Source organism: Arthrobacter alpinus, from assembly GCF_001445575.1.
GTDB lineage: Bacteria > Actinomycetota > Actinomycetes > Actinomycetales > Micrococcaceae > Specibacter > Specibacter alpinus_C.
This window is the reverse complement of sequence record NZ_CP013200.1, coordinates 3276389-3294460: the sequence shown is the minus strand read 5'-3', so window position 1 is coordinate 3294460 and position 18072 is coordinate 3276389. Positions and strand designations below refer to the sequence as shown.

At 61.8% G+C, this 18072-nt stretch carries 13 protein-coding genes and 5 pseudogenes; 11 read left to right on the top strand and 7 right to left on the bottom strand.

Annotated features, from left to right (window positions below; translation table 11 throughout):
- The first annotated feature begins 26 nt into the window (after positions 1–26).
- From AS189_RS20865 to xerD, 9 genes and pseudogenes are all read left to right on the top strand, one after another.
- Entirely contained in the window at positions 27–2453 is a 2427-nt protein-coding gene (locus AS189_RS20865; RefSeq protein WP_237759869.1) for a hypothetical protein, read from the top strand.
- Positions 2443–3459: an HAD-IIA family hydrolase gene (locus AS189_RS14690; protein WP_062290483.1), complete on the top strand. Its 1017-nt coding sequence runs from the start codon at positions 2443–2445 to the stop codon at positions 3457–3459. The genes AS189_RS20865 and AS189_RS14690 overlap by 11 nt, the downstream gene beginning before the upstream one ends.
- A complete protein-coding gene (locus tag AS189_RS21035) occupies positions 3456–3584 on the top strand; it encodes a hypothetical protein (protein WP_272946729.1) in 129 nt (42 codons plus the stop codon). Before AS189_RS14690 ends, AS189_RS21035 begins: the two co-directional genes overlap by 4 nt.
- A gap of 58 nt (positions 3585–3642) precedes the next feature.
- Positions 3643–4472 (top strand): annotated as a pseudogene (locus AS189_RS14685) (TlyA family RNA methyltransferase).
- Positions 4473–4517: 45 nt separating this feature from the next.
- Positions 4518–5593, top strand: a pseudogene (locus tag AS189_RS14680) (NAD kinase).
- A pseudogene (gene recN / locus AS189_RS14675) lies at positions 5590–7316 on the top strand (DNA repair protein RecN). The pseudogenes AS189_RS14680 and recN overlap by 4 nt, the downstream one beginning before the upstream one ends.
- Positions 7317–7376: 60 nt before the next feature.
- Positions 7377–9083 carry a CTP synthase gene (locus tag AS189_RS14670; RefSeq protein WP_062290480.1) on the top strand — a complete coding sequence of 569 codons (1707 nt, stop codon included), beginning with the start codon at positions 7377–7379 and terminating at the stop codon, positions 9081–9083.
- Between the two features lie 24 nt (positions 9084–9107).
- A complete protein-coding gene (locus AS189_RS14665; RefSeq protein ID WP_062290477.1) occupies positions 9108–9758 on the top strand; it encodes an NUDIX domain-containing protein in 651 nt (216 codons plus the stop codon).
- Between the two features lie 47 nt (positions 9759–9805).
- Positions 9806–10735, top strand: coding sequence for a site-specific tyrosine recombinase XerD (gene xerD, locus AS189_RS14660; protein ID WP_424580671.1), 930 nt, complete (start codon positions 9806–9808; stop codon positions 10733–10735).
- A 162-nt stretch (positions 10736–10897) separates the two neighbouring features.
- Here the strand turns inward: xerD and AS189_RS21325 are convergent, their stop codons facing one another.
- Complete coding sequence (locus AS189_RS21325) at positions 10898–11224, bottom strand: XdhC family protein (protein ID WP_082634335.1); 327 nt, start codon at positions 11222–11224, stop codon at positions 10898–10900.
- Between the two features lie 5 nt (positions 11225–11229).
- A pseudogene (locus AS189_RS19585) lies at positions 11230–11683 on the bottom strand (molybdopterin cofactor-binding domain-containing protein); the annotation flags it as partial.
- A 360-nt stretch (positions 11684–12043) separates the two neighbouring features.
- Between AS189_RS19585 and AS189_RS14645 the strand changes: the two are divergent.
- The gene (locus AS189_RS14645) at positions 12044–12538 is read left to right on the top strand and encodes a nucleoside deaminase (RefSeq protein WP_062290464.1); all 495 of its coding nucleotides are present in this window, start codon (positions 12044–12046) and stop codon (positions 12536–12538) included.
- Between the two features lie 61 nt (positions 12539–12599).
- Positions 12600–13115 (top strand): 8-oxo-dGTP diphosphatase, encoded by a 516-nt coding sequence (locus AS189_RS14640; RefSeq protein WP_062290461.1) that lies wholly within the window; start codon positions 12600–12602, stop codon positions 13113–13115.
- A gap of 11 nt (positions 13116–13126) precedes the next feature.
- Here the strand turns inward: AS189_RS14640 and AS189_RS14635 are convergent, their stop codons facing one another.
- The 5 genes and pseudogenes from AS189_RS14635 to AS189_RS14615 form a co-directional block, all read right to left on the bottom strand.
- The gene (locus AS189_RS14635; protein ID WP_062290458.1) at positions 13127–13456 is read right to left on the bottom strand and encodes a cupin domain-containing protein; all 330 of its coding nucleotides are present in this window, start codon (positions 13454–13456) and stop codon (positions 13127–13129) included.
- A gap of 301 nt (positions 13457–13757) precedes the next feature.
- The gene (locus tag AS189_RS14630; protein ID WP_062290455.1) at positions 13758–14897 is read right to left on the bottom strand and encodes a bifunctional 2-methylcitrate synthase/citrate synthase; all 1140 of its coding nucleotides are present in this window, start codon (positions 14895–14897) and stop codon (positions 13758–13760) included.
- 33 nt (positions 14898–14930) lie between these two features.
- On the bottom strand, positions 14931–15860 hold the full coding sequence (prpB, locus tag AS189_RS14625) for a methylisocitrate lyase (RefSeq protein WP_062290453.1): 930 nt from the start codon (positions 15858–15860) through the stop codon (positions 14931–14933).
- Between the two features lies 1 nt (position 15861).
- Positions 15862–17381: pseudogene (locus tag AS189_RS14620) on the bottom strand (MmgE/PrpD family protein).
- Between the two features lie 40 nt (positions 17382–17421).
- Entirely contained in the window at positions 17422–18057 is a 636-nt protein-coding gene (locus tag AS189_RS14615) for a GntR family transcriptional regulator (RefSeq protein ID WP_062290451.1), read from the bottom strand.
- Positions 18058–18072: the final 15 nt, after the last annotated feature.

Sequence of the window (18072 nt, the reverse complement as noted above, 5' to 3'; positions counted from 1 at the left end):
GTGCGCTCGAAGGTTTAGGAGTCGGCATGGCTGAGCAGTACGAAGGTAAGCGCGAGGACAATTCTCGCGGAAGCGACAACAAGGGTGCAGGCAATCGGCCCTACTCTGATCGCCCCCCGACTAACGACCGCCAACCGGCGCGCCCGTACAACGAGCGTGGTGGCAACAACGGCCGTCCCGCCGGCGATCGCGATAACCGCGGTGGCCAGGGTGACCGTCCCGCACGTTCAGGTGGCGACCGTCCCTCATATGGTGACCGTCCCTCACGCAGCAACGACCGCCCCTCATACGGCGACCGTGACAACCGTAGCGCCGACCGTCCCATGGTCAACGGACGTCGCGAAGACCGCAAGCCTTTCGGTGACCGCGATAACCGCGGTGGCCAGGGTGGACGCCCCAGTGGCGATCGCCCGTCATACGGTGACCGTGATTCGCGCCCCTCATACGGCAACCGCGACGACCGCCCGGCTCGTTCAGGTGGAGACCGTCCTTACGGTGACCGCCCGGCTCGTAGCAACGATCGCCCCTCTTACGGTGACCGCGGTGCTCAGGGTGGACGCCCCAGTGGCGATCGCCCGTCATACGGTGACCGCCCGGCTCGTTCAGGTGGAGACCGTCCTTACGGTGACCGCCCCGCTCGTAGCAACGATCGCCCCTCTTTCGGTGACCGCGATAACCGCGGCGGCCAGGGTGGGCGCCCCAGCGGCGATCGCCCGTCATACGGTGACCGCCCGGCTCGTTCAGGTGGAGACCGTCCTTACGGTGACCGCCCCGCTCGTAGCAACGACCGCCCCTCTTTCGGTGACCGCGATAACCGCGGCGGCCAGGGTGGACGCCCCAGTGGCGATCGCCCGTCATACGGTGACCGTGATTCGCGCCCCTCATACGGCAACCGCGACGACCGCCCGGCTCGTTCAGGTGGAGACCGTCCTTACGGTGACCGCCCCGCTCGTAGCAACGACCGCCCCTCTTTCGGTGACCGCGATAACCGCGGTGGCCAGGGTGGACGCCCCAGCGGCGACCGCCCCTCATACGGTGACCGTGATTCGCGCCCCTCATACGGCAACCGCGACGACCGCCCGGCTCGTTCAGGTGGAGACCGTCCTTACGGTGACCGCCCCGCTCGTAGCAACGACCGCCCCTCTTTCGGTGACCGCGATAACCGCGGTGGCCAGGGTGGACGCCCCAGCGGCGACCGCCCCTCATACGGTGACCGTGATTCGCGCCCCTCATACGGCAACCGCGACGACCGCCCGGCTCGTTCAGGTGGAGACCGTCCTTACGGTGACCGCCCCGCTCGTAGCAACGACCGCCCCTCTTTCGGTGACCGCGATAACCGCGGTGCTCAGGGTGGACGCCCCAGTGGCGACCGCCCCTCATACGGTGACCGTCCGGCACGTAGCAATGACCGCCCGTCATTTGGCGATCGCGAAAACCGTGGACCCCGTGTTGCGCCTGAGCACAACGCAGGTGACCTGCGCAGCTCCAACCGCCCGGACCGCGACCGTTCACCTCACATCGATCCCGATGTCACCGGTGAAGAGCTGGACAAGGTAACTCGCGCCCAGCTGCGCATCTTGGATTCACGCAACAACGAATGGGTTTCCAAGCACTTGGTCATGGCTGGCCGTTTGATCGACATCGAGCCGGAGCTGGCCTTCGAGCACGCTCTTGCTGCAAGCCGTCGCGGTGGCCGTCTGGCCTGTGTCCGTGAAGCCGTTGCCATGACTGCGTATGCAGCTGGCAAGTACGGCGAGGCGCTGCGCGAACTGCGCACCTACCGTCGCATCAGTGGCTCCAACACTCACCTGCCCCTCATGGCGGACTGCGAACGCGGCTTGGGTCGCCCCGACCGTGCCATTGACTTGATCAAGTCAGAGGATGCTGAAACTTTGGACACCGCCGGCAAGGTGGAACTGGCCATTGTTGAATCTGGTGCTCGTGGAGACCTCGGCGAGATGGACGCGGCTCTGTCCGCTCTTGAAATCCCGCAGCTGGATATGAACCGCGCCTTCTCCTACAGCCCCCGTCTGTTCCGTGCCTATGGCATGGTGCTGCGCGCCGCTGGCCGTAAGGACGAGGCCAAGACGTGGGAGCGCCAGGCACTCGTTGCCGAGGAGGCCCTGGGTGTCGATGAAGGTTTCGACCAGATCATCATGGACCTCGGCGACGATGAGGAGATCCCCTTGGATTCCCCTCGTGCCCGTGTCCGCGTTGCTGACGTCATGGAACCGGCCACCGCGCCGGTCATGGACGACGCCGCCAAGTTGGAGAGCGCTGAGCTCACCGCCGATGATGCCGACGTTGAGCAGCGGGACGAGCCGAACGTGGATGACGCTCAGTCTTCCTACTTCGAATCGGATGATGCTGAATCAGACGCTGACAGCGTGGAGTCAGATGAATTGAACGCCGCTGAAGGCGAGGATTCCGACGAGCGCAGCAGTGACAGCTGATATCTTGCTGACTGCATTTGATGCGGTGCTGGCGGATCTGGACGGCGTCGTATACGCCGGTCCAGCCGCTATCCCCGGTGCTATTGACGCTCTGAACGGCCTTGCCGAGAAGAACGTCAAGCTGGCGTACGTGACGAATAACGCATCGCGTACGCCAGCGCAGGTCGCTGCACATTTACGCGACTTGGGCGCTCCTGCCGACGATGGCCAAGTGGTCAGTTCCGCCCAGGCGGGCGCTGCCCTCTTGGCCACGAAGTTTCCTGCAGGCTCCAAGGTGCTTGTCACCGGCAGTGCAGCGCTCGCGCAGGAAGTACTGGACCTTGGCATGAAGGTTGTTGCCAGTGCCCAGGACGCCCCGGACGTGGTGATCCAAGGTTTTGACCCTGCTCTTGGCTGGGTGGATCTCGCTGAAGCGACTTTCGCGATCAAGGGCGGTGCGGCCTGGATTGCCACAAACACTGACATGACCATTCCCCGCGACAGGGGGATCGCTCCCGGAAACGGGACCTTGGTCGCAGCGGTGCGCGCCGCCGTCGGATTTGATCCGATGGTTGCTGGCAAGCCTGAAGCGCCCCTGTTCCATACAGCCGCCAATCGTTTGGGTGCCAAGGCGCCCTTGGTGGTGGGCGACCGACTGGACACCGACATTCTGGGCGGCAACAACGCAGGAATGGCCACGGCCCTAGTCCTGACGGGTGTGGATTCGGGCGAAACGGCGCTGCGCGCTTGCACAGCCGAGCGGCCCACGTTCATCATCCCTACGCTGAAGGAGCTGTACAGCGCCTACCCGGACATTGAGTTCGACGGCGCAACAGTCACCTGTGGTGCCGCTGCCGCGACCGTAACGCGTGGAAGTGACGGCGAGTCCGTGGACACCGTTCACATTGCAGGCACCACCGACGATCCAGATGCGTGGCGGGCCGCGTGTGCCGCGTGGTGGGCAGCAGTGCCCCAGGCGGATGCGGCAACCACGCCAGTCATCACCTGGCACAGCACCCTCCCATGAACGAAGCAATAATCGCAGCGTCCCAGCCCACCGGCGATCCCGGTGTTGACTCGCTGGTGGAGCTGGCCGCTCAGGCTGGCCAGCTCCCGGTGGGGACCACAAAGAGCTGTACGCCACCGTCTTAGTGGGGCTGGAAAGCGAACTTAACGCCGACCCCTCCGCCGCACTCAAAGGAGTATCCCCATGACCCGATTGGACCAAGAACTGGTCAACCGCGGCCTAGCCCAGTCACGGACCATGGCCGCCACGTTCATCAAGGCTGGCCGGGTCAGCGTTGATGGCATCACCTCAGCCAAGGCCGCACACCCTGTCACGGAGCTGATGCTGCTGGAACTGGCCCCGGGACAGAAGAGGACTACGTCTCCCGCGCCGGCCACAAACTGGCTGGTGCCCTGGCGCATTTCCCGCAGGTCAGCATTGCAGGCAAGCGCTGCTTTGACGCAGGCGCCTCAACAGGTGGCTTCACTGACGTTTTGCTGCGCAACGGTGCGGCCAAGGTCGCCGCCGTGGATGTGGGGCACGGACAGCTAGTTGAGTCCCTGCGCAACGATCCTCGTGTGGAAGTCTACGAGGGCCTCAACATTCGCTACATGCACCCCGAGGACATGGGTGGTGCAGCAGACCTCACAGTTTGTGACCTGTCCTTCATCTCCCTGACGAAGGTCATGGGCCCCTTGACCTTGGCCACCAAGGAGGGCGGTGAGCTGCTGCTCATGGTCAAACCCCAGTTTGAGGTGGGCAAGGACCGCCTGGCCCGCACGGGTGTTGTCAGCAGTGAGAATGAACGACGCCGGGCAGTCGCCCTGGTTGCCCAGTCCGCCGTCGCGAACGGACTGCGTCTGCACGGCATTGGCACCAGTTCCCTGCCCGGCCAAGAGGGAAATGTTGAGTATTTTCTCCTGGCTAGCCGTGAAGTGTCAGGGCCTGCGCCTAAGATCGAAGAACAAGAGCTGGCAGTTCAGACGCTGCTGGCCCAACTGTGGCCCGCTGCTCACGGGGCTGGCAGCAAGTAGTCCAGTAATAAGTTCTCCTGCTACAACGTGATGAGGAAACAGCACATGACACGGCGCGTCTTGATTCTGGCCCATACTGGCCGTGAAGAGTCGATGCTGGCAGCCCTCGAGGCGTGCGTGGAACTTCATGCAAACAGTATTGTTCCCGTCATGTACGCCGACGAACTGGCCGATATGACAGGGTACTTGGGTGTTTCTAGCGTCAACATGGAGATCCTTGACCGGGACGTCACGTTGGCAGACATTGAACTGGTCATGGTTCTGGGCGGCGACGGGACCATTCTGCGGGCAGCCGAGCTGGTCCGTGATTACGATGTTCCTCTGCTCGGGGTTAACTTGGGCCATGTGGGATTCCTCGCTGAGAGCGAGCGCGAAGAGCTCATCCAAACCGTCTCAGCAGTGGTCCAACGCCGCTATTCTGTCGAGGAACGCATGTGCCTGGACGTGATTGTTAAGGTTGCCGGCAAAGTGGTTGCCCACACCTGGGCGCTGAATGAGGTTGCCCTGGAAAAGGCAACCGAGAACGCATGATTGAAGTTGTTACCGAAGTGGACGGCCGGCCCCTGACGTCCTACGGCTGCGACGGCGTGGTCATGGCCACCCCCACAGGTTCTACGGCTTATGCCTTTTCCGCCGGTGGCCCCGTGGTGTGGCCCGGCGTGGAAGCCCTGTTGATGGTGCCCATCAGCGCCCACGCATTGTTCGCCAAACCCTTGGTGGTTGCCCCCACATCCATGCTGGCGGTGGAAGTGTTGAGCCGCAATGGTGCCTATGGTGTCATCTGGTGTGACGGCCGCCGCACCGTGGACCTACTACCAGGGGCCCGCATCGAGGTCACCCGTTCACCCAAGCCGGTGAAGCTGGCTCGGACCCAGCAGTCCACGTTCTCCGAACGCTTGGTGCGTAAGTTTGAACTGCCCGTTCAAGGCTGGCGTGGGCCCACGTTGGATGAGTCGCCAGCACCCACTTCGCAGCTGCCCATCATCAAAACGCCCAAGCCCAAGTTTCCTCTGGAAGGTCCACCCGCGGGCCACGTTCCACAGGTTCCGGACCTGATGCTCCCGCCCCATGAAACCAGCTATTCGGGGACCACCGGATTCTATGATCAGGACCGCCCATGATTGAAGAAATTCGCATCCGCGACCTCGGCGTCATCTCCGAATCCACCCTTCCGCTGGGCCCTGGCCTGAGCGTTGTCAGCGGTGAAACCGGTGCCGGAAAGACCATGGTCGTAACCGCCGTCGGACTCCTTCTGGGAAACAGGGCAGATGCCGGTGCTGTGCGCAATGGCGCCAAAACAGCCTCCGCAGAGGCCACAGTCACCCTTCCGGCAGGGCACCCGGTACTGTTGCGGGCACTGGAAGCCGGTGCCGAAATTGATGAGTTCGATGGCGGTGCACAGCTGATTCTGGCCCGCACAGTCAATGCAGATGGACGCAGCCGCGCGCATGTTGGGGGTCGCAGCGCACCCATCGGCGTGCTCAACGAGATCGGTGATTCCCTCGTCGCTGTGCATGGACAATCGGACCAGATTCGCTTGAAAAACCCGTCCGCTCAGCGCGTGGCGCTGGATAAGTTTGCGGCCGAGGCCAACAAGGGTTTCGCCGCCAAAATGCGCAGCTACCGGAGTGTTTTTGAACGCTGGCGGGCCATCCAGAGTGAACTGCAGGAGTTGCGCTCAGCCAGCCGGGAACGCCTGCGTGAAGCCGAATCGTTGACTACCGCATTGGCAGAGATTGACGCTGTGGCACCCCTGGATGCTGAGGATGAACTTCTTAAGGCCCAGGCCGTCAAGCTGGGCAATGTGGAGGAACTACGAAAAGCTACGCTGAGTGCGCATGAGGCCCTCAGTGCTGCCGATTACGGTGACGGCTTGGACGCGGCAACACTGGTGGATAACGCCAAGCGGTTGGTGGAAGCGGTCGCGGAGGCTGATGAAGAATTAGCTCAAACCACTAAGCGCCTTTCCGAGGTGGGTTATTTGCTGGCCGATATTGCTAGAGACCTGGCCAGCTATGCCACGTCCCTTGACTCCGAGGGGCCGGGCCGCTTGGCCGAGGTAGAGGACCGTCGTGGTGAACTTGCTGTCCTGGTCCGTAAATATGCTCCAAGCATCGATGAAGTGATCATCTGGGCGGATACTGCACGGGTGCGCTTGAGTGAGCTCAGTGATGACAGTGGCCGGATCGAATCTCTCGAAGCCGAAGAAGTAGCTGCCCTAGCCGAGCTGGGCACCCTGGCTGGCGAAGTCACCGTGTTGCGGCGCAAGGCTGCCGAGAAGCTTGCCAAGGCCGTCAGTGCCGAGCTGAAAGCCCTTGCCATGCCTGATGCCCGGCTGGTCATTGAGATCACCGCGACCGAACGCACCATCCACGGTGAGGATGACATTTCCTTCCTGCTGGCCCCCACGCCGGCGCTCTCCCACGTCCTTTGGGCAAGGGAGCCTCCGGCGGTGAGCTTTCCCGTGTGATGCTGGCGCTGGAAGTAGTGCTGGCAGCCGTGGATCCCGTGCCCACTTTTGTCTTTGACGAAGTGGACTCCGGGGTGGGCGGCAAGGCTGCTGTGGAAATTGGCCGCAGGCTCGCCATGTTGGCCGAACACGTGCAGGTGCTTGTGGTGACGCACTTGCCTCAAGTAGCCGCGTTTGCCGACCAACATATTCTGGTCACCAAGAGTTCTGTGAGCAAAAACTCAACAGGAATAACCACCAGCAATGTCCGGCTTTTGAACTACGAGGAACGGGTGGTGGAATTGGCGCGAATGCTTGCCGGGCAGGAGGATTCAGCCACTGCACAGGCCCACGCCAAGGAACTTTTGGCTCAGGGCGCACGCTCAACAGGGTAGAAACAAGGGGTGGCAGTGCAGAAATTGCATGCCGTTCGCGAACGCATATTGGCTCATTAGATGATAGGCTCGAATTCCGTGGTGCAACGATCAAATTCCCGGTTCAGTGGTCAGTCCAAGACGACCAAACACATCTTCGTCACTGGCGGAGTCGCGTCCTCGCTCGGCAAAGGGCTGACGGCTTCAAGCCTCGGCCATCTGCTGCGTGCACGTGGCCTGTCGGTCACAATGCAGAAACTCGATCCCTATCTCAACGTGGATCCAGGCACAATGAATCCCTTCCAGCACGGTGAAGTCTTCGTCACGGACGATGGCGCCGAAACCGACCTGGACATTGGCCATTACGAACGCTTCCTCGATGAAAACTTGGAGGGATCTGCCAATGTGACAACTGGCCAGGTCTACTCCACCGTCATCGCGAAGGAACGCCGCGGCGAGTACTTGGGCGATACCGTCCAGGTCATCCCGCACATCACCGATGAAATCAAGCGCCGCATGCGTTTGCCTGCTGAGGGTTCCAACCCTCCCGATGTCATCATCACCGAAATTGGTGGCACGGTAGGCGACATCGAGTCCCAGCCGTTCATGGAATCCGCACGCCAGGTGCGCCAGGACGTGGGCCGCAACAATGTGTTCTTCGCACACGTTTCTCTGGTTCCCTATATTGGCCCGTCTCACGAACTCAAGACCAAGCCCACGCAGCACTCAGTGGCCGCACTGCGCTCCTTGGGTATTCAGCCCGACGCTCTGATTCTTCGCTCGGACCGGGTATTGCCCGAGGCCATGCACGTCAAAATTGGCCGTGCCTGCGACGTTGACGTTGAAGCAGTCATCGGTTGCCCCGATGCGCCCAGCATCTACGACATTCCCAAGACCCTCCACGCGCAGGGCCTGGATTCCTACATTGTGCGGGCCTTGGGCCTGTCCTTCAAGGATGTTGACTGGACCAAGTGGGACAAGCTCCTTGAGGTTGTTCACAACCCGGCTCACCACGTTGAAGTCGCCTTGGTTGGTAAGTACATCGATCTGCCGGATGCTTACCTCTCCGTGACCGAAGCGCTGCGCGCCGGCGGTTTCGCCAACGCTGCACGCGTGAAGATCCGCTGGGTCCCGTCGGATGAATGCGCTACGGAAGCTGGCGCCAAGAAGGCCTTGGCTGACGTTGACGCTATCTGCGTTCCCGGTGGCTTCGGTATCCGTGGGCTTGAAGGCAAGCTGGGCGCCTTGAAGTTTGCCCGCGAAAACCAGATCCCCACGCTAGGACTGTGCCTTGGTCTGCAGAGCATGGTCATCGAGTATGCCCGTAACGTGGTTGGTCTGGAAGGCGCATCCTCCTCGGAGTTTGATGACAACCCCACCTACCCCGTCATTGCCACCATGGAAGAGCAGCAGGACATTGTGGCCGGCAAGGGCGATCTTGGCGGCACCATGCGTCTGGGTCTCTACCCGGCCGTGCTCACGGAAGGCTCCGTTGTTGCAACAACGTACGGAACCACTGACGTCTCCGAACGTCACCGTCACCGCTACGAAGTCAACAACAAGTACCGGGAGCAGATCGCTGCTGCCGGGTTGGTGTTCTCCGGAACCTCACCCGATGGCAAGCTTGTTGAATTTGTGGAGCTGCCAGCCGACGTTCACCCGTACTACGTCTCCACTCAGGCACACCCGGAACTGAGCTCGCGCCCCACCCGGCCGCACGCACTGTTCGCTGGCCTGATTGCTGCCGCTTTGAACCGTCAGAACGCCACCCGGCTGCTGGAGGTCTAAGTGACAAACCTTGGTACACCGTCAATGGGGCAGGACTCCGGAACTTTGGCGGACACGTTTAGCAACCGCACACTGCAGTCCTCCTCGACGGTGTACCAAGGGCGCATCTGGGACATTGTCTCGGATACGTTCAGCCTCACCCCCGAGGCGCAACCGATCACTCGCGACTACATGGCTCATCCCGGGGCCGTGGCAGTTGTGGTGCTCAACGAGCAAAACCAGGTACTGCTGCTGAGCCAGTACCGGCATCCGGTGCAAATGGTCCTATGGGAGATCCCCGCCGGGCTCCTGGATGTTGAAGGCGAGAACTTTGTTGTTGGCGCTGCTCGCGAACTGGCCGAAGAGGCAGACCTCGTAGCAGCCCAATGGCATGTGCTCACCGACTATTTCACCACTCCTGGATCATCCAGCGAGGCGATCAGGATCTACCTGGCCCGCGGGATTTCCGAGGTTCCTGAGAACGAACGCCATGTGCGCACCGACGAGGAAGCTGAAATCACGTTCGCTTGGGTTGACCTGGACGAGGCTGCAGATGCGGTCCTGGCCGGCCGCATACACAACCCGTCCGCCGTCGTCGGTATTTTGGCGGCAGCTCAGGCTTCCCGCAACGGTTTCAGCCAGCTGCGCGATGCTAACGCGCCGTGGCCGGAACATCCGGCCCAGCGCGGCCAGTGACGTCCCTCGCACCCAGTGGTGCGCCACCCCTGCCAGTCTCATCAGAGGTGGAACGGCTCATCCGCGACTATTTATTGCATGTCAGCGTGGAGCGCGGTTTGGCTCCAAACACCTTGCAAGCGTACGAGCGCGATCTGCGCCGCTATGGGCTGTTCCTGCAAGCGGCCGGAATTACCCAGGTGGAGCAGATAACTCGCCGCCATATTAGTGAGTTTTCCCAGGGCCTGTCCGACGGCGCAGATGGGGGATCGGCGCTCGGGCTGCGGTCCGTGGCGCGCACCGTGGTATCGGTGCGGGGACTCCACAAATTTTGGGCTCTGGAAGGCATCAGCACAGCCGACCCGGCCACCGACATTCACCCGCCGCAGGCTGGCCGCCGGCTCCCCAAGGCCATTAGTGTTCACGACGTCACCCGCATCCTTGAAGCAGCCGGATCCGAGACCCCTACCGGTCTCCGGGACGCGGCCATGTTGGAGTTCTTGTACTCCACAGGTGCCCGCATCAGTGAAGCCGTGGGGCTGGACGTGGATGATCTGGTGCTTCCCTCCGAATCCGAGGATGGGCCCTCGCTGGTTCGCTTGTTTGGTAAGGGCTCCAAGGAACGGATCGTACCTATTGGCTCTTACGCCCTGCGAGCCTTGGAAGCCTATCTGGTCCGGGGGAGGCCTGCGCTGGTCGCCAAGGGCAAGGGAACACCTGCGCTGTTCCTCAATGCACGGGGCGGACGGATCAGCCGCCAAAGCGTGTGGACCATTTTGAAGTCCGTGGCCGAGAAGGCTCAGGTGGATGCTGAAGTCTCACCCCACACGCTGCGCCATTCATTTGCCACCCACTTGTTAGAAGGTGGGGCCGATGTGCGTGTTGTTCAGGAACTCTTGGGCCACGCCTCGGTGACCACAACACAGGTTTACACGCTGGTCACTGCTGAGACCTTGCGTGAAGTGTACGCCGCCGCGCACCCCCGCGCCCTCGGGTAGTCCCGGTGAATGCCAAGCCGAGCAGACGGGGCGCGTAACTGAATCTACAGCGTGCTTTCGCGTCAAGCCCTACTGCGAAATGGACGTCATGGAGGTCTATCCGCGGTCAGGAACTGGCGGCCTGGCGGCAATTTCAGCCCTGGCGTGACTCCCAGCGGCTGGTCAGATCCGCGGCAATGGCAATGCTAACAGGATCCTTGCCGGTGATGGAAGGTAGGCCGATGAGCTGGTAGTTGAGCTGATCTGCTCTTCATCGTGGCCCTCTTCGAGTAGCCTTTTGCAAAATCGCTGCCATTTGCTGTGGGAGCTAATCAGCCTAATGTAGGACGGCTGGGACCGCAGCGCAGCCGCGCACAGAATCAGGTCCTCGGCATGATCATGCGTTAGCACAAGAATGAAGGCCCCCTGCGGAAGCCCATCCAGGACTACCTCTGGGCGCGGCGTGTGATGAACGCTCACCGCGGCCTGACCTTCAAGCAAAGGCCGCATCCGTTCCGGGGTGATCGCACCCTGGCGGGGCGGCCAGTGAGGAGAGTGCCTAGGGCAGCAATGGCCGCAAATCCATGGGATGGCATTTCCTTGCCGCCGAAGCCGCCACCCATGCGCAGACTCTGCACGGTGACCTCGTGGAGCGGGCGGTTCAGCACATGAGTTAGGACTTCCTGTGTTTCCGAGGGGTGCTGAGTGCTGCTTTGTACCAAAAGCTGGCCACCCTCGTCCACGGTGGCCAACGCAGCCTGACTCTCCAAAGTAGAAGTGCTCTTGATGGGAAAACTCGGTGACACCGGCGAGCACCCTGTGCGCGGTGGCAAGAGCAGCCCGAGCACCACCACGACTGATGGTCTTGGGCGTACCTTGGCAAGAGCCTGCAGCGAGGGCATCGCGCACCGAGACGGGTGAGGGCAGTACCTCATAGTCAACTGTGACGGCTGCGGCCGCGGCACGGGCCGTGTCCACCTGGCGGGCAGCTAAGGGGCCGGGGTTGCTCATGGTGATGCTCCAACGTCATTGTCGTTGCAGACAAAATGGTGCAGCAAACAGTTCTCCTAACACCGAGCGCACATGCCGCGCTAACCTCTGGGCCCGAGCCGGCACGTCCGTGCTCCGACTCCGTGATTCTGCGAGGCACCAGACGGGACAGTCAAGGGCAACTTGGTCAGTGGGCACGGGGTTGTTAGTCTCAAGTTGAGCGGGCGCAACAGTCCGTTGGCTGCCTCCTAACCACAAGAAATCTTCGGCAGACACATCACGGCCGGGTCAGGTATGGTCCGGTTCCTCTGCACACTCGGCACAGAAGGAGCAGCCCTCATGGAAGCATCGCAAGGACCCGATCAGCCTGTGGCCGAACAGTATTTGGCCAGAGCCGTAAAGCTGGCCACAGACAATGTGCTCAACAACGGTGGGCCCTTTGGCGCCATCGTTGTGACGGCCGACGGGCAAGAGTTTGCGGGCCTGAACCGGGTCACCGCCACCTTGGATCCCACCGCCCACGCCGAAGTGAGCGCCATTCGCAATGCTTGCCAGGGTGTGGGCAGCTTTGATTTGTCTGGAGCCACGCTGTACACCAGTTGCGAGCCCTGTCCCATGTGTCTGGCGTCCGCGTTGTGGGCGAGGATCAGCCGGGTGTACTTCGCAGCAGACCGTCACGATGCGGCCGCTGCCGGCTTTGATGATGCGCTCTTCTACGAGTACTTCGACGCCGGAAATGACGGTGCTCTGATGCCGGTGGCGAGCCTGAGCACAGGCAACGCCGTGGATCCGTTTGATCAGTGGCGGAACAACGAAAACCGGACAGACTACTAGAGCCGGCTTCTGGGACTGGCTTCGAGGGCTGGCTTGTCGGACTGAAAGGTAGGCTGGAAGCATGACCGCCGCCGATGTGACCCTGTGTTTCCTGCTCCGTGAGGGCAGCACCGGTCAAGAAGTGCTGCTCGGACTGAAAAAGACCGGAATGGGTGCCGGAAAAGTTGTGGGGATTGGCGGGCACGTGGAACCGGGCGAGAGCATAGTCGCTGCCATCTGCCGCGAAGTGGCGGAGGAAACCTCTCTCACTATCCATGCCATGGATCTGATTCCCGCGGGAACCGTGGAGTTTGTGTTCCCTGCTAAGCCCGCGTGGGATATGTTTACCACCGTCTTCTTGTGCCGAAAGTTCGACGGCGAGCCCCAAGAAAGCTCCGAGATCGCCCCGCAGTGGTATCCGTGCACCGACCTGCCCCATGCCAAGATGTGGGCCGACGCCATTCACTGGCTGCCAGCATTCCTAGCAGGGGAGCGCGGCCACTGGCGCGTTGTGCTGAACAACGACAACGAAACCGTCGCCTCCAGCTCCCACACCTCTCCGCGTGGACAGCTCCCAGCGGATTCGTCCGGCAGCTGATTTCGGCAGCGCTAAGGCTTGGCCACCGTCAATAAGAAGGTGCAGTCTTCCAGTGCATTCACGGAGTGCCGGACCGACGGGACCACGAGATGGTCCCCGGGGGAGCCTTCCCAGGAAACGTCGCCAGCTTTCAACACCAGCCGGCCGCTGAGGACCTGCACCGTGGCCTCGCCGGGATTGTCATGCTCATCCAGGGAGCTTCCCGCGGTTAGGGCCACCACCGTCTGGCGCAGGACCTTCTCATGCCCGCCATAGACCGTCCGGGCACTGCGACCGCTGTTTTTGGACTTGGCCGAAACCAGTAACTCCCGGGCCAACGCTTTCAGTGATGACTTTTCCATGATGCTCCTTGATGGCGGCTACACGTATATTTCCTCACAGTACCCGCAACAGGGCAAAAAGTGACGGAGCATTGGTGGGGAGACCCCGAAAGGTGATGACGCGTCGGAAGAATGAACCCGAAAGGTGATGACGCGTCGGAAGAATGAACCCGAAAGGTGATGACGCGTTTCGCGGTGAGGTGGCAACGAACGGGAGCTCACCTTCCCAAGGAAGGTGAGCTCCCGTTCGTTGTTCCCCAGCTGTTCCTGCCTTGCTCCCATCGCGAGCACGCTCACAGTGGGCCCCGTCAGCGGACTTGGGTCACCCCAAGTGCCGTTCGTCAACGCCGTTGTACGCGCTCAACGGGCGGATCAGCGAGTTGGCGGCGCGTTGCTCCATGATGTGTGCCGTCCAGCCGGTGATCCGGGCGGCGATGAAGATGGGCGTGAACATGTCCGTGTCAAAACCCATCAGGTGGTACGTGGGTCCGGCCGGGTAATCGAGGTTCGGTTTGATGGCCTTGGCCTCGTCCATGGCCTGCTCCAGACCGTCGTACAGGCCCAGCATTTCGGGACGATCAAAGTGCGCGATCATCTTATCCAACGCGCCCTTCATGGTGGGAACGCGCGAGTCCCCGTGCTTGTACACGCGGTGCCCAAAGCCCATGACCTTCTTCTTCTGCGCCAGCGCGTCTTCCATCCATGCCTTGGCGCGGGCAGCGGCCTCCTCGCGGGTCTCCTCCTTGCGGATGCCGATCTCGTCAAAGGTATGCATGACGGCCTCGTTGGCCCCGCCGTGTAGCGGGCCCTTCAGCGCGCCAATGGCGCCGGTGACTGCCGAATGCAGATCCGACAGGGTTGAGGTGATCACGCGTGCGGTGAACGTGGAGGCGTTGAAGGAGTGCTCCGCGTACAACACCATGGAGACGCGGAATGCATCCACAACTTCCGGGGCTGCTTCTTCGCCAAAGCTCATCCACAGGAAGTTTTGTGAATAGTTCAGATCGGCGCGTGGTTCCACCAATGCCAAACCACGACGGCGGCGCTGATCGTAGGCGACCACGGCCGGGAACTGCGCGAACAGCGACTTGGCCTTGGACAATTCTGCCTCAGGAGAGGAATCCTCGGCCAGCGGATGGGCCGCGCCCAACACCGATACGGCGGTGCGGCCCACATCCATGGGGTGGCAATCCAACGGCAAGAGATCAATGGCAGCCTTGACGCGAGGATCGAGGGCGCGGTTTGCGCGCTCGAACGCCTCAAAGTCAGCCAGTTCAGTGGGAGTAGGCAGATCCCCGTTCCAGAGCAGCAGCGCTACCTCTTCAAAGGACTTGCCTGCCGCCAGTTCCTGCACGGGATAGCCGCGGTACAACAGCGAGTTCGACTCCGGGTTGACCTTGGAAACCGCGGTGTAATCGGCAACGACGCCGGCCAGACCCTTGCGTACTTCTTCTTCACTCACAGTGAGCACTCCTTCTTCAAACGACGTTGTTGATTAGAGATTCGCGTTATTGGTGGCAATGTCCAAGCTGGGAATCTGAAAATTGAAGATACCCGTATCAAACTGGTTGTACGCCTCATAGTCAACCAGATCGTAGAGTCTGGCGCGCGTGAGCATTTCTGGAACGGCAGCTTCCTGCGTTCCATCGGCGGCAATAGCCTCCAATACGCGCTCTGCTGCACCCATCGCACTACGTAACAACGTCACCGGGTAGATGATCATGGCAACCCCGGCCGCGGCCAACGCGTCACGTGTAAACAGTTCGCTCTTGCCGAACTCGGTCATGTTTGCCAGCACCGGCACGTTCACAGCCTTGCACACGGCTTCGAACTCGGCCACGGACTTCATGGCTTCGGGGAAGATCGCGTCAGCTCCGGCGTCGACCAGGGCCTTAGCCCGGTCAATGGCGGCATCCAAGCCTTCTACCGCGCGGATGTCCGTGCGGGCCATGATCAAAAAGTTCGGATCGCGGCGGGCATCGGCGGCGGCGGCAATGCGCTTGACGGCCGTGTCCAGATCCACCATGTTCTTGCCATCGAGGTGGCCGCAACGCTTCGGATTGAACTGGTCCTCAATGTGGCAACCGGACAGCCCGGCATTCTCCAACTCCTGAATGGTACGGGCCACGTTCATGGGCTCACCAAAGCCGGTGTCGGCATCGATCAGGCACGGCAAATCCGTCATGCGGGCAATCTGGCCGCCGCGCGTGGCCACCTCTGTCAGCGTGGTCATGCCAATGTCTGGCAGGCCCAGATCGTTGGCCAGGACAGCGCCGGAGATGTACACGCCGTCGAACTTCTTTTCCTCAATGAGGCGGGCCGAGAGCGGGTTGAAGGCGCCCGGGAACTGCACGGCTGCGCCGGGAACCAGCATAGCCCGGAGGTCCCGGCGCTTCTGCTCGGGAGTCTTCTTCGAGTACAACATGTTAGAACAGTCCCTTGGGTGCGGCTGCCAGATCCACGACGCCGGGAGCTGCCGTGATGTTGAGCTGGTTCAGTTCCCCTGCGGCCAGGTTGGGCAGGTTTTCCGCTGCCGCGATGAAGCGGTCGATCTCGGCGTCCTCGACCAGGCCTGTGGCCAGGGTGCGGAACTTGTTGATGTACTGCTCGCGGGCAAACGGCCGGGCGCCCAGCGGGTGTGCGTCGGCTACGGCGATGGAGTCTTCAATGACAGTCCCATCGTTCAGTGTGATGACCACCGTGCCACCGAAGGCCTTCTCGGCGATGTCCAGGGAGTGGTAGCGACGCGTCCACTCGGCGTCTTCTTCCGTGGTGACCTTGTGCCACAACTCCACAGTGTCGGGGCGGCCGGCACGCTCGGGGAATAGGAGTCAACGTGGTGCCACGCGCCATCCTGGAGGGCCACCGTGAAGATGTACGGGATGGAATGGTCAAGGGTTTCCCGTGATGCGGTGGGATCGTACTTCTGGGGATCGTTGGCGCCGGAGCCAATCACGTAGTGAGTGTGGTGGCTGGTCTTGATCAGCACGCTGGCAACGTTGGCGGGGTCGGTCGCCTCGGGGTGTTCGCCGTGCAGCTTGCGGGCCAAGTCAATCCACGCCTGTGCCTGGTACTCGGCGGAGTGTTCCTTGGTGTAGGTGTCCATGATGGCGCGCTTGGCCTCGCCGGCGGCAGGCAGGGGAACGGTGTACTGGGCGTCGGCGCCGTCGAGCATCCAGGCGATGACGCCGTCTTCGCCCTCATAGATCGGTACCGGTGATGTCTGGCCGCGCATGGCACGGTCGGCAGCCTCAACGGCCATCTTGCCGGCGAACGCAGGGGCGTGTGCCTTCCAGGTGGAGATCTCGCCCTTGCGTGACTGGCGGGTGGCGGTGGTCGTGTGCAGGCCCTGACCCACGGCCTGGAATATGGTCTCAACTTCAAGGTTCAACAGGGTGCCAATACCGGCTGCCGCGGACGGGCCCAGGTGAGCAACATGGTCAATCTTGTGCTTGTGCAGGCAAATGGCCTTGACCAGGTCAACCTGAATCTCGTAACCGGTGGCGATGCCGCGGATCAGGTCAGCACCTGAGGCGCCGGTGTGCTGGGCAACGGCCAGGATCGGCGGAATGTTGTCCCCGGGGTGTGAGTACTCGGCGGCCAAGAACGTGTCGTGGTAATCCAGTTCGCGAACAGCAACGCCGTTGGCCCAGGCTGCCCACTCGGGGGAAACCTTCTCAGTGATGCCGAAGACGGAGGCGCCGGAGCCGCCGGTGGACGGGGCATGGGTGAGTGCCTGGGCGCGGGCCGCAACAATGGGGCCGCGGTTTAGAGAGGCGATGGCAACGGAGGCGTTATCAATCACGCGGTTGATGATCATGTCGGTGACCTCGGCGGTCACGGCCACGGGGTCAGCAGCCACGGTAGCGATCTTGTGGGCAAGCTGGTCCTTGCGGGCCAGGTTCTCTTCGCTCTTGTAAACGCGGACATTGTGATCGATGGTCATGATGTTCCTTTCGCAGGTGATACAAAAATGTGGGGAAAATTTAGGAGGCGGTGCTTAGTAGGTGGCGCAGACTGTTATCTAGGTGAACCGTGGTGGCTGCGCTGGCCACAGCTGGGTTGCGGTTGGCGATGGCGAGGGCAATTGCGGCGTGTTCCCTGGCCGCATCGCGCAGCCTGGCGGGGTTGTCCTTGCCCAATCGCCGTACCCGGACCAGATGAACCCTCAGATTCTTCAGGGCCTGGGTGAGGTAGTGATTGCCGACGGCGGCATCCACCGCCGCGTCCAAGTCAGCTGCCAGCTGGTAGTAGTCAGCACGGGAGGGATCCTCGGCGGTAATGAGTTCTCCTGCATTGAGAAGCTGATGGTGGAGGTTGGAGAAAATCTCCGGATCGCAGCGCTGGGCCGCCAGCTCGGCGGCCCGGCACTCCAAGGCAGTGCGGAGTTCGAACAACTCATCCAGATGGTCAAGTGAAATTTCACTGACCACCACCCCGCGCCCGCTTTGCGGCTCGGAGAGGCCTTCAGCTGTGAGCTTGGCCAGTGCCTCACGTATAGGAGTACGGGATACCCCCAACCGTGCGGAGAGTTCTACCTCGCCCAACACCGTGCCGGGAGTCAACCGCCAGTTGATGATGTCGCTACGCAGTGTGGCGTAGGCGCGTTCGCTAGCTCGCATGGTTCCTCCCTTACT